This window comes from Cohaesibacter haloalkalitolerans, from assembly GCF_003574655.1.
GTDB classification, from domain to species: Bacteria; Pseudomonadota; Alphaproteobacteria; order Rhizobiales; family Cohaesibacteraceae; genus Cohaesibacter; species Cohaesibacter haloalkalitolerans.
The window spans coordinates 83,931-96,180 of sequence record NZ_QNUM01000010.1 but is presented as its reverse complement, the minus strand read 5'-3'; the positions used below and the strand labels follow the sequence as shown (position 1 = coordinate 96,180).

Genomic DNA, 12,250 nt, shown 5'->3' with positions numbered 1-12,250 from the left:
TGACGTAGTATTTGCCGGTGCTATCCACCGTCGAGGAGAGGTCTTTTCCCTCTTTCTCGGGCTGCACGGGATGCGCCACGTTGTAGTAGTTGAAATCATAGACAAACACATATTCCTTGCCCTGATAGCGAATGCCGCGAACCGCATCCTTGGCCAACTCCTGAGCGGCCTCATCTGAGATTTCTCCGCTCAGAGCCTTCTTATTGTAAAAGTCGGCAATGCTGTATGCGGCTTCAACAGCCCCTTTTGTCTCTGTGCGTTTGGAATCCAGAAGATGACCACTGAGGACCTCAATCTGATAGGCGAGAAGCACAAGGAAAGCCAAGGTAAAGAAAGCAACCAGCCCATACAACTTGCCTGATAGGGAGTGGAATAATTTGTTCACGGGGGGACTCCAACTTATGGCCTTCACTGCTAAATGCAAGCTTTCAGCCATATGAAACAATAAAACAATCAGCCAAAGCGACACCCCCATAGTTACAACACATTGGTTACCCAGGTGTTTCCATTTTGGTTGTACCCAAACTTGATTTCAGCGAGCATGCAAAACTAATCGAAATTGCACTGGAATTTGGCTGGAATTAAGTTCCCCAAAGACAGTGGGACAGGCTTTCTTGGCACGAATACGAGGAAAGCTAATCCCAACGTGCCCAGAAAATAGAATTCTGCCTAAAATATAATCTGTTTTCTTCCTCCTCCTCGCGTTCCTACCCTTCAATTCATATTTGACCATGAAAGAGTATCAGCATGCGCTACATAGGGGTGACTGCCGCTTTGTTGGCTCTTCCTCTCCCTTTCATCGCCATCGCAATTTACAACAACGGGAATGGTTCCGGCTACGTCTTGCAGGGTGATTTAGATATGAGCGGGAAATACGCTTACATTTATAATGTGCTTTGCAAAAAGATGCAGGGGCTTTCCGTCCCTTGCGTGGCGGGATGCAGAACGTGATACCCTTGGCAGGAAGAGCGGCGCGGTATTCATCAGAATCGTAGCCCTTGTCCTCAACCTCAATCGCGTAGTTGCCATCTGGCAAAACCGGATACAGGATCTTGGCTCCAATATGATCCGAGACCAGTCCCGCAATCAGATACAACGCCACCGGTCGCCCTTTGCCATCACACACAGCATGCAATTTGGTATCCAGACCACCCTTCGCACGGCCAATGTGGCGGGAAAAGCCCCCCTTTACTAGGCTCGCCGCAGCACGGTGAGCTGGAGACCCGCAAAAACCCCTCGCAATATTTGCTGTCGTATGATTCCCTGAAGTCATGGGGGATGTGGCATGAATTCAAGCAATCTATTCGGTTTGTCCGAGCATCTTGAACGTCTGAGCAAGCACGGTGATCCTCTCGAGGTTCTCGATGCCACGATTGACTTTGAGTATTTCCGCGGCTGGCTTGTTGAAGGTCTAGGCTACGGTGATGGGTCCAAGGGCGGACGCCCTCCGTTTGATCCTGTGTCCATGTTCAAGGTCATGATCCTGCAGGCCCAGGACAATTTGTCCGATACGAAAATGGAATTCCCTCCTCTCGGCATTTGCTTCGCAATTGCCTGTCGGGCAACGGATCCGTGATCGCTTGTCCTGGATGCGATTTCTGAACTTTGAATTGGGTGGCGCCACTCCCGACGAGAATGCCATCCGACACTTCCGCAATCGTATGACGGAAACAGGTACCCTGAAGCGCGTCATAAAAGCCTTTGATTGGCAATTACACAAGAAGGGCTACATTCCGATGTCTGGCCAGATTGTCGACGCAAATTTGGTTCCTGCTCCCAAGCAACGCAACACGGATGGTGAAAAGGAAGCGGTCAAGGCAAGCAAGTCTGCCAAAGAGATTTGGCCAGATCATCCGAACAAGGCCGCGCAAAAGGATACCAATGCCCGCTGGACACTGAAAGTTGGCGGGAAAGTGCGCTATCGGCCAGACGAAACGCCATTGCCTCAGATTGCCCTTCCAGTATTTGGCTACAAGAGCCATATCAGCATTGATCGCAAATTCGGCCTCATAAGGGGCAGCACGGTTACGTCGGCCGCTGATGCGGACGGGCGTCAATTGAAGCATGTCTTGCGTAAGGACAATACGGCCTCTGATGTCTGGGCTGATAGTGCCTATCTTTCCCAGAGCAATGAGAAATGGCTGACCAACAACATGGTGACACGCCAAATCCATTGACGCAAACCAGCAGGCAAGCCTATGCCGATGGCAACATCTCGTGCCAATGCGAAAAAGTCCTCAATCCGCGCCCGTGTCGAGCATGTCTTTGCTCATCAGAAGAACCGCTATGGTTTGTTCATCCGAACAATCGGCTTGGCACGGGCTGAAACAAAACTGGTGCTCGCCAATCTCACCTGCAATTTTGATCGCTTGATCTTCCATGAACGGAGAAGCGCTATGGCATGAGTCTGCTCAAAAGGGCAGAAAGAAGACCAAATATCGCAAGAACTGCGCAATCAGCGCTGCAATGAGCCGTGGCCGTCTGTCACAACTAAATTCCAGCGGTCAAATTGGGTGGCTTTTGCGGGTCTCCGGCTTTCAGATAGGGCGCATAGATCATGAGTATGTCAGGCGGTTCATCTACAGTCGATAAATGACTGGATATTCGGTCGAACGCACCTAGTCTTGGCCAGCGCCGGAACCGGTTATAGAGCGTCTTGTGAGGGGCATAGGCCTTGGGGGCGTCCTTCCACTAAAGGCCGTTCTTCACCACGTATATGATTACCCGAAATTACTCGGCGATCATCAACGCGAGCTATTCTGTGGGATTTGGGAAAGAAAGGCTCAATCGTAGACAGCTGATCGGCCGATATAAGAGTCTGACTCAAAAGTTCATTTGGGATAACAGTATCTTGCAAGCCTGCGGGTGAGAAACCTGATACTGGCTACCAATGCCCATGCGGTTGAACTTTCGATGCTCTTCTCCCAATCCTTGGCGAGGCGGCGACATCGACCGAGCCACGCAAAGGTACGTTCGACCACCCACCTCCTGGGCAAGACCTCAAAGCCCTTGGCCGCGTCGGAGCGTTTGATGATTTTTATGGTCCAGTCGCCATGCCCCTTCAACGCGGCCCTCAATTTCTCTCCCGCATATCCGCCATCAGCGAAGACATGACGTAACCATGGAAAGCGCCCCCGAATGCCTTTGAGCACATCAAGCGCTCCATCTCGATCCTGAATGTCAGCGGCATGAACAACGATATACAGCATCAAGCCAATGGTATCGGTGATGATATGCCGCTTGCGCCCTTTGATCTTTTTCCCAGCATCATAGCCGGAAATCCCGCCGCTTTCCGTGGTCTTGACACTTTGGCTATCAATGACACCGGCGGTGGGTGCGACTTCGCGTCCTTCCAAGTCCCGAGCGCTCATCACCAATAGATGGTTGATGGATTGCAACAAGCCTCGATCCCGCCAATCATAGAAATAGCCCTGCACGGTCGTCATCGGCGGAAAGTCCTTGGGTAACATGCGCCATTGGCAGCCAGAACTGGCGATATACAAAATGGCATTGGCGACATCGCGCAAATTCGTTGTTCTGGGACGACCGCCTAACTTGGCCGGAGGCAACAATGGCTCCAGCAGGGCCCACTCCGCGTCCGTCAAATCGCTTGGATACCGATCCGATTTTCGGCTATGCTCCTGACGGGTGATATCTGTCCAGGTCATTTGATCCTCCATCTCTTCGCAAAGACGGTGAATCACAAACCGCAGATATCACTCAACTACTTTTCGGTCAGGCTCTAAAAAATTAGACTAATTATGTTTAACAATAAACGCAATCATAATAAATACAAAGAAAAATTTATATGAATTTTGAATTATTGTAGTTTTAACGATCTATTATTGTAAAAAATACGAATTTGTGTTGTTGGAAGATTTTTTGTTATTTCTTTTCCATTGATTTAATGATTGACATTTTACGCTAAGTCTGAAGCCTCCACCTTTGGATCGAAAATCATGGCCAGATTAACAACTCTCTCCAATAAACAAGTTATGAACAATCTGTGTGATGCATCGAACAAAACAAAGCTCCTTGCTTCCGATGAAGACCTCAGGCTTTCTGCGCTTCGCGATCTAAATGTGTCCGCCTCCCTTCATGAAGAGCGATTCGACAGGATTGTGAGATTAGCTGCGACACACTTTCATATGCCAGTCTGCAAGATCTCAATAATTGATCATGACAGGAACTGGTACAAGGCATCCATCGGAACGGAAGAAGAAGAGTGTGCCAGATCAAGTTCAATATGCAACTATGCCATACGATCAGACGAGCCTCTCATCGTTCCAGATCTATCCTGTGACCCAAGATTTTCTGCATTGCCGCAGGTAGCCGGGGGGCAGAAATTCCGCTTTTATGCTGGTGCTCCCGTCATACTGGACAATGGGGCACGTGTCGGGTCTCTCTGTCTGATGGATGTTATCCCGCATCCTCATATCTCACGGGAGGATATTCAATTCCTCGTTGATCTCTCTGGCATCGTATCTCGTGAACTCATGTCGCAGCAGAATTCGGCTCAGAAAATTCAGGAGCTTATTGACTACGACCCATTAACCCGGCTTCACAGTCGCATGTTCATCCAAGGAAAAATGCAAGCAGCCATTGTCGAGGCTAAGAAAGCAAATACCCGCATGGCCGCGATTTGTATCGACATTGATGATTTTACTGAAATCAACGATATCCATGGGCACTTCTTTGGCGACCAGTTTATTCAAGCTTTTAGCGCCAGGATTGCAGATCTGGCAGCACCGAATATCATTCCCGGTCGCCTGTCAGGAGATAAATTCTTGTTGATCGTCACCGACATCAGGTCTCAGGCCGAGTTGGAGAAGATCTCTTCCTCAATTTTAAACCACCTCTCAAAGCAGCTGCAAATTGAAGATGCCCTTTTCCAATCTAGTTGCTGCATCGGTGTTGTAATGGGGCCGCCGGAAGACGGGAAAGCCATAACCTTGCAAAAATATGCAGACTGCGCTCTTCAAGAAGCAAAAGTCAATGGCAAGAATTCTATCCGGCACTTCACAAAAAGGCACTATCAAGCTGCAATGACTCGAAAGCAGCTTACGGAAGACCTGAAATCTGCCAACCTGGATCAGGAGCTTGAACTTAACTATCAGCCTTTTATGGATCTGCAGACGAATAAGGTTGTTGGCTATGAGGCGCTTTTGCGCTGGCGACATCCGAGCAAAGGCCTCTTGTTTCCCGACGTGTTTATCCAAATTGCAGAGAAGACCGGAATGATCGGCGTGATCGGTGAATGGGTTCTGAACCGAGCCTGTAAGGACGCGGCTCTTTGGCAAGACAATCAGTTCGTTTCCGTAAACCTTTCTCCCTCACAGTTCAGAAACCAGAACATCGTGGAGCAAATTAAACGTGCACTATCGATCAGCGGACTTGATCCGCAACGACTCGAAGTGGAAATAACAGAAAATGCACTGATATCGGATTTTGAAATGGTCAATTCCAGGCTTCGAGATTTGTCAACCCTGGGCGTCTCGATCGCTCTTGATGATTTTGGAATCGGCTACTCAAGTTTGAGTTATCTGGCTGCGCTTAAGTTTGACAAAATCAAGATCGACAAGTTTTTTATTGATCGCATCGACACAGACAGCAAAATACGAAAAATCATTCTCATGATCGCGCGCCTTGCTAAGAGCATTGATACCACGATCGTCGCTGAAGGCGTTGAGAAGTCGTTCCAACACGACATCATAAAGGAACTCGGCTGCAAAGTTGGGCAGGGCTATCTATACGGCAAACCGATGCCCTTAAACTCCAATAAGGAAAGCATCTGAGCTGCATAAAAGTGGCCGTTTTGACTAGCGGCCTTGTTTCCTGAACTGTCTCAGGGCCGCGATTTCCGACTACCCGTTGTTACCCCAGCGAATGATCTTTCATTTCAGAGGTCTAGAAATTGATCGAAGACAGGAATGTAGGGTAGAATACCTTCTTCATGGAGCAACCTGTTCAGGTTCTCAGCAGTTCCATAGGCGGTATCTGCTGCCAACATCTCAGGTTAGAGGCCAAATCGTTCACGTGTTCGTAGGATCATAGTTCGAGACGCCCCAACTTCAGCCTGCCGGATAACTCTGCTTGCTTTCACATCCACAATGATGGCGTTGTCTGTGCCCATCAAATAACTGTAGCCACAAGCGAAAAGAGCGGGGTCGCTATGAGACGAGAATTTGAGTTTGACGGCGCTTGCAGCACCAAACGCTGTATCATCCAGGGTGTCAATCTATTCTTTTACCGCTCGAGGTACATCTTCGGACCTTAGAGACGCTGGCTCCCAGTCTTCTTTTAGATTGCAATTTTGCTTGTTGGTATCGGCGCAAATGATACTAGTTGTAATTCTTTAGTTGATCTTTTGGCAAAATTATTTGGTCTATCAATAGCAAATTCTCCATTTTTGAGCTTTTTACTGCTTTTATCAAAAAGTTAGTATTTATACCCACCTTCTAATTTGGATATGAATCTTTGTATTCTGTTTAGAACTATTGAAAATTGAAGTGCTTTGAAATCTCTTTGCTTTTTAATGGTCGCCAAACGAAGCGAGTCACAGTGGGTGCATGATGCTCTGCTTTGGATGTTTAATTTAGATTGGAATAAGGAGGCGTCATGATCAGAAGCCCCTCACTCAGCGCAAAGTCGGCAAAGAAGTGGGATAAATCGACTTTGAACCTTTGGTTTGCACCCTGGAGGCCGGCGCTTATTGTTGCATTTTGTATTGTCATCAGTTGTCTGCTTGGCATATTTACGCGACCAATCGGGCTTCTGGCAGCGTTGTGGCCTGCAAATGCAGTGCTGTTGACCTTGCTAATTCGATTGCGGGGAGCTGCCAGCCCTCTGGGGATTTTTGCCGCAGCAGCAGCCTACGTATGCGTTGATTTGTATATCGGTACGTCATTGTTGGGCACCGTGCTGCTCAACTTCGGCAATCTGGTCAGCGTTCTGGTCAGCTATGCCGTATGGTCGGCACTTTTAAAGAAAAAGAGAATATTAGAAGCGCAAAACGCATCACTTGTCGGCATTTTGGCGACTGGCCTAGGTGCCTCGACCGCAGGCTTTGTTGGTGGCATCGCCAACCCTATCTTGTTCAATGGTGGGCAGTGGGATGGTTGGTATTACTGGTTCGCTACCGAGTTCATCAATTACATGATCTTTCTTCCGGTTCTTGTCTCTGTGCCAGTCACGGCGAAGGAATTCGACCGGTCTTTCGATATATTGAAACAGCGGTCTTCCATCTGGCCTGCGCTTGCGGTTGCAGTGTCTGCTGCCGCCTCGATTTTGGTCGGAGGACCGGGAGCTATTGCCTTTCCAATACCGGCCCTGTTGTGGGTGGCGCTTTCCTATACCGTTTTTCCAACGAGCCTGCTGGTTATGCTGTTCAGCATTTGGTTCATGTTCTCGATCACTAACGGCGGGTTTTTGCATATCGGGCCAACTGACCAAAGCTCTTTGGCGTCTATCCGGCTGGGAATTTCACTGATTGCACTTTTTCCGGTGGTGCTGTCGCAAATCATGCAGAAATACAATGAGGTCCTGTCTCAGTTGAACTATCAGGCCACGCACGATTCGCTGACCAGCACCCTGAGCGTTGCCGAATTCCGAAAGATTGCCCAGAAGCAGCTGAATTCTGGCAATGAGGCATATGCGCTGCTCATGGTCGATATTGATCACTTCAAAACCATCAATGACACCTATGGTCACGATGTGGGTGATAAGGCCCTGCAGGCCTTTTCCGACAACGTTCGACTGAACCTCCGTCCAAACGATATCTTCGGGCGCATCGGAGGGGAGGAGTTTGCAATCATGCTCAAATGTTCCGAAGCACAAGCTCTCCCTGTCGCCGAGCGCATCAGGGAGACTGTAAAAACTCCTGTGAGGCTGGATACCGGACAGTCGCGTTCTTTCTCCGTTAGCATAGGTCTCGCTACCATCCAGCCCGGCCAATTGATTCAAATTGACAGACTACTCAAGCAGGCGGACTTGTTGCTCTATCAAGCAAAACGGAGAGGTCGCGACAGAACAGAAACTGTTTTGGAGGAAACCAATCTCTCGTGATGCTGCTTCCCTGTTACTGGACAGCATTTCTCAAAGCTTGAGCGACCTTTCTGTCCTGCTTTGGCTGGAGCCTTCGCTTGACGGGGGCTCAAACAATGCACCCGTGAAACGAGATTTGGGCATCGTGGTCTCCTTGCTCCAATTTGATGAGACAAGTCGTCTGCAGTTCCTGGGGTAATTCAGATGGGCATTTGACCACTGCTGCCATTTTGCCGCTCAGGTTGAATTGGGCTAATCTAGCATTGAAGTTTATCAGTATCCCGCAAGGCCAATTCTCGGCGAAGCTTTTTCATTTCTGCAAAATTTTCAGACACATCACGCATGATAGCGACCAAGCCGTCGATCTTTCCATTGTCATCGAGCATCATCGTAATCGTGAACTCAACGGATATCTTGGCGCCGTTTGCTGTTAGGGCCGGAACAGCCAAAAGCGAGCCGCTGCCATAATGGCTAGTGCCGGTTTCAATGGAATGCCACCAGCCAGCCCAATGGCGTGCACGCAAAGCCTCGGGAATGATAATATCTAGCGATTGCCCAATGGCTACGCTCGCCGTGAAACCGAAAATCCGTTCTGCGCCAGGATTCCAAAAGGTGAGGATGCCTTCCCGGTTGGTCCCAACTATCGCATCCGCTGAGCTGCGTAAAACAGCTTGTACGATTTTTTCGTCATATAGTTGGCTGGACATATATTTCTCCTTGTTTTCAACATTGTATTTCTTATCAATCGAGCCATCACTTTCTTGGAGACAGAAGGATCGGGCCGTAAAAAATCGCAAACCCCAAAAACGCCAGCAACCACAAACCGCCGGCCAAATGATACAATATCTCTTCGGGCCAAAAGCCTGCTGCGAATCGCAGACAGGTTGAAGCGATGAGCGCCAAGTATATGATGACGGTTCCTTCACCAGCCTGCAAAACGCGACCGGTATGTCCCAATGAAGCGCGTGTCATGACAGCCAATGTCATGCCTCCCAATGCTCCGGCCATCCAAATATGCTGCGCAGCGGAAGCAGGAATCACGTCCTCCTGAAAGATGGCGGTTGCCATAGTCAAAGCCCCCAACGGCAGGCAGGCATAAGCGATATGCAGGATCACGACCAATGGCTGCGCAAAGGTAACAAGCCCCTTCCAGCGAGCCATTCTCACGGCATGTCCCACCCCCATCAGCAGCATCAATCCACCCGTTACAAGGGCTTCCGGTTGAATGATCCACATCAGAAAAACAGGAAGGCTGAAGAGCAGAACCAGTTTGTCAAGGAGTTGCATGGGAGCGACAGGCATTTGCTTAAACCCTTCTCGCATCAGCCAATTGCGAGTGAAAGACGGGATGATGCGCCCACCAATGACTGCAATCATTAGCATAACAGAAGCAAGCCCCAAACGCAGACCATAACCTTGAGCTGGGTATGACCCGTACAATCCTTCCAAGTGGAATCCAAGATCAGCGAGAGTAAACAGCCCAAGCAACAACAGGATGATCAGATTGCGCCAGTTTTTACCTGCCACGATTTCTCGAAGGATAACCAGCGCGAGAACAACCGGGAAAGCCAGATCAATCACCACGACGCTTTCAAATGGAAGAAAAGCCGAGAACAATACTGCAATACGGCCGGCGCCCCATAGTCCAATGAGACCAGCCAGATACCAGCCGACGATCGGTAACCGTCCGGTCCAACTGGGGACTGCCGTCAGCAAGAAACCAGCAATGATTGCACTTGTATACCCGAACAGGAAGGCGTGTGCATGCCAGGAAACTGGATCCAAAGTGGTTGGCAGCTCGATCTGCCCGGACAAGGCCATGATCCAGAGGACCATTGCAAATGCCGCCCAGAGAGCCCCCCCAAGAAAGAAAGGGCGGAAGCCATAGCTCAGGATTGCAGGCCCTTGCCAAAGTTTGATTTTTTCTGCAGTTGGTTGAACCATAGCCTCTCTCAATTCAAAAGCAATGTGCTGCCGGGGTCGCGACCGTGATGTGTGATTTTACTTTTTGGAAAGGCTCTGTTTGTACCGCCATCATGGAAAACACCAAAGCAGACCTTTCAAGGCGGGAGCAGGTTTCTCCTCAATTGGCAGGTTTAAAACTCTTGATTATGTTCGGATCAGTTTCGATCATTCCTGCGCCGATCAACTGAAGGCAATATGGAACAGCGGGAAAAGCCGCATCCAGACACATCTGGATTGCGGCAGGTTTGCCAGGTAGGTTGATGATCAAGGTTCTCCCGCGCGTGCCCGCAGTCTGGCGCGAAAGAATGGCGGTAGGTGTCTGGTCCAAACTGATGCGGCGCATGAGTTCTCCAAAGCCCAAAAGCTCTTTTATCAGAACGGCACGCATCGCTTCTGGGGTTTCGTCACGCGGAGCAGGCCCCGTTCCTCCTGTCGTGAGCACGAGATCCACTCTCTCCTGATCGCAAAGATCAATTAGAGTGTCGCGAACGGATTCGAAACCATCAGGAATGATGCGTCTTGTTACATCAAAAGGGGATGTAATTGCTGTTGTAAGCCAATCTTCAATCAGCGGCCCACCCAGATCCTCATATATGCCTTTGCTGGCACGATCAGAAATGGTAACGACAACAATATGCATCTTAACCTCCCAAGACAGACATGTGGCGATCAATACCTTTGACCAAATAGCTTTCGATTTTGAATGAGTGGCCTTTTGGTTTGTTTCGAACGGTATCCCGGATGAGCCCCTCCAAGGCAGCTTCCCCCTCGCTTCCTCGTAATGCTGCGCGCAAATCAACCGAACCTTCATTTCCCATGCAAGTATAAAGACCGCCCGTACAGCTCACACGAACCCGGTTGCAGGCAGAACAGAAATCGCAGGACAGAGGTGTAATGAACCCAAGGCGGCCGCCTGTTTCCTTGACCCTTACATATTTTGCCGGTCCGCCCGTTGTGTCGCTTAGAGGTTCAAGGGTCCAACGCCGCACCAGATCGGCACGCAGTTTTGCAAGAGACAAATGGCTGTTACTCCTTTGATGAGAAACGTCTCCCAAGGGCATCTCTTCAATCAGGGTAATGTCCATGCCATCAGCGTGCGCAAATCTGATCAGGTCATCAACTTCATTTTCAAAATCCCCCGCGGCAGCGACCGCATTGATTTTGACCTTCAGTCCGGCGCTACGTGCCGCTTCAAGGCCCGAAAAAACCTTTTCGATTCTGCCAAGGCGCGTGATCGCCGCATAGCGTTCAGCGTCGAGTGTATCGAGAGAAACATTGACCCGGCGTACGCCTGCTGCAACGAGATCACGGGCATATCGTGAGAGCAACGTGCCATTGGTTGTCAAGGTGAGTTCGTCCAGATCGTTGTTTCTGACATGTGAGCCAAGAAGCTCGAACAACTGTAAAACATCTTTGCGGACCAATGGTTCGCCGCCGGTGATGCGAATCTTGCGTACGCCATGGCGCATGAAAACCAGACTTAGACGATAAAGCTCTTCGTAAGTGAGCACCTCTCGCCTCGGTAAAAAAGTCATATGTTCAGCCATGCAGTAGGTACAGCGCAAATCGCACCTGTCGGTCACGGACAACCTCAGATAGTTCGCCGTTCTACCGAAATTATCACGCAATTGGCAGGTCGAGGCTTGATCGGGCATGGCCCCTTTGCAAGATGTCTGTGTTAATTCAGGCATAGGTTTCCTTCGATCTCCATCCCGCGTCGGGCGGCCATGCGGACTCCAATCATGACCAGATCTGTTTCACTGAGGCACGCCCGTGCCAAGGGAATTATGATAGCGTTTTCAACGATAAGATGACGACGCTCAGACCCTGAAAAATCGCGAAGCATCTCCAGGAATTCTATGGAAAATGGGGCTCCATCATTAAGACCTATCAATATAAGCCTCGCTCTTTCTCTATCGCGTAAGTGTTCGGAACTGAGTTTCCCAAGTAAGTGCTCAAGTTGACCGTCGTCGTTAACACGACGACGCAGGAGAGGAAACAAATCCTCTTCTTCATCGAGGACATGAAGCGCAAAATCAGATTTCAGAAAGCAGATGACTGCCTCTAAATATGCTGCGCCCAGATGTGCGCCAACACTCAAATTGTCGAGAAGGCCAAATAGGGCACGCTGGCGCATATGCTCATCGAGCAAGAACTCAAGCGGCGAAGCAAAGCAGTCCTTATGCTGCTTTTTGCGAAGCAGATCCAAAGCAATACGATTGGCCTCATCATGCTTCTTCAT

The 12,250-nt window shown here is 49.5% G+C and carries 13 protein-coding genes; 5 read left to right on the top strand and 8 right to left on the bottom strand.

The features are described 5' to 3' along the window. Both DSL70_RS20310 and DSL70_RS22915 read right to left on the bottom strand, forming a co-directional pair. Window positions 1-385 (bottom strand): cache domain-containing protein (locus DSL70_RS20310; RefSeq protein WP_205563419.1); only part of this gene is annotated, 385 nt, incomplete at its 3' end. Between the two features lie 411 nt (window positions 386-796). Further along, entirely contained in the window at window positions 797-1,273 is a 477-nt protein-coding gene (locus tag DSL70_RS22915; RefSeq protein ID WP_119309809.1) for a transposase, read from the bottom strand. Between the two features lie 12 nt (window positions 1,274-1,285). On the opposite strand from DSL70_RS22915, the gene DSL70_RS22790 reads away from it, so the two are divergent. From DSL70_RS22790 to DSL70_RS22645, 3 genes are read left to right on the top strand one after another with little or no spacing between them, the layout of a single operon-like run. Next, window positions 1,286-1,576, top strand: coding sequence for a transposase (locus tag DSL70_RS22790; RefSeq protein WP_280955364.1), 291 nt, complete (start codon window positions 1,286-1,288; stop codon window positions 1,574-1,576). Window positions 1,577-1,589: 13 nt separating this feature from the next. Beyond that, entirely contained in the window at window positions 1,590-2,177 is a 588-nt protein-coding gene (locus tag DSL70_RS22650) for a transposase (RefSeq protein ID WP_280955363.1), read from the top strand. Window positions 2,178-2,198: 21 nt separating this feature from the next. Continuing rightward, complete coding sequence (locus tag DSL70_RS22645; protein WP_245418302.1) at window positions 2,199-2,405, top strand: hypothetical protein; 207 nt, start codon at window positions 2,199-2,201, stop codon at window positions 2,403-2,405. 426 nt (window positions 2,406-2,831) lie between these two features. Here the strand turns inward: DSL70_RS22645 and DSL70_RS20290 are convergent, their stop codons facing one another. Continuing rightward, entirely contained in the window at window positions 2,832-3,668 is an 837-nt protein-coding gene (locus tag DSL70_RS20290) for an IS5 family transposase (protein WP_119309815.1), read from the bottom strand. 291 nt (window positions 3,669-3,959) lie between these two features. Between DSL70_RS20290 and DSL70_RS20285 the strand changes: the two genes are divergently transcribed. Next, window positions 3,960-5,795: a sensor domain-containing phosphodiesterase gene (locus DSL70_RS20285; RefSeq protein WP_119309808.1), complete on the top strand. Its 1,836-nt coding sequence runs from the start codon at window positions 3,960-3,962 to the stop codon at window positions 5,793-5,795. 823 nt (window positions 5,796-6,618) lie between these two features. After that, window positions 6,619-8,064: a sensor domain-containing diguanylate cyclase gene (locus DSL70_RS20280; RefSeq protein ID WP_119309807.1), complete on the top strand. Its 1,446-nt coding sequence runs from the start codon at window positions 6,619-6,621 to the stop codon at window positions 8,062-8,064. Between the two features lie 236 nt (window positions 8,065-8,300). On the opposite strand, the gene DSL70_RS20275 is transcribed toward DSL70_RS20280, so the two are convergent. The 5 genes from DSL70_RS20275 to DSL70_RS20255 form a co-directional block, all read right to left on the bottom strand. Continuing rightward, window positions 8,301-8,750, bottom strand: coding sequence for a PAS domain-containing protein (locus tag DSL70_RS20275; RefSeq protein ID WP_119309806.1), 450 nt, complete (start codon window positions 8,748-8,750; stop codon window positions 8,301-8,303). Between the two features lie 46 nt (window positions 8,751-8,796). Then, a complete protein-coding gene (locus DSL70_RS20270) occupies window positions 8,797-9,987 on the bottom strand; it encodes an NnrS family protein (RefSeq protein ID WP_119309805.1) in 1,191 nt (396 codons plus the stop codon). A gap of 139 nt (window positions 9,988-10,126) precedes the next feature. Then, entirely contained in the window at window positions 10,127-10,648 is a 522-nt protein-coding gene (gene mog, locus DSL70_RS20265) for a molybdopterin adenylyltransferase (RefSeq protein ID WP_119309804.1), read from the bottom strand. 1 nt (window position 10,649) lies between these two features. Beyond that, the gene (gene moaA, locus DSL70_RS20260; RefSeq protein ID WP_119309803.1) at window positions 10,650-11,663 is read right to left on the bottom strand and encodes a GTP 3',8-cyclase MoaA; all 1,014 of its coding nucleotides are present in this window, start codon (window positions 11,661-11,663) and stop codon (window positions 10,650-10,652) included. A gap of 23 nt (window positions 11,664-11,686) precedes the next feature. Then, window positions 11,687-12,250, bottom strand: a complete 564-nt coding sequence (locus DSL70_RS20255; protein WP_119309802.1) for a hemerythrin domain-containing protein — start codon at window positions 12,248-12,250, stop codon at window positions 11,687-11,689.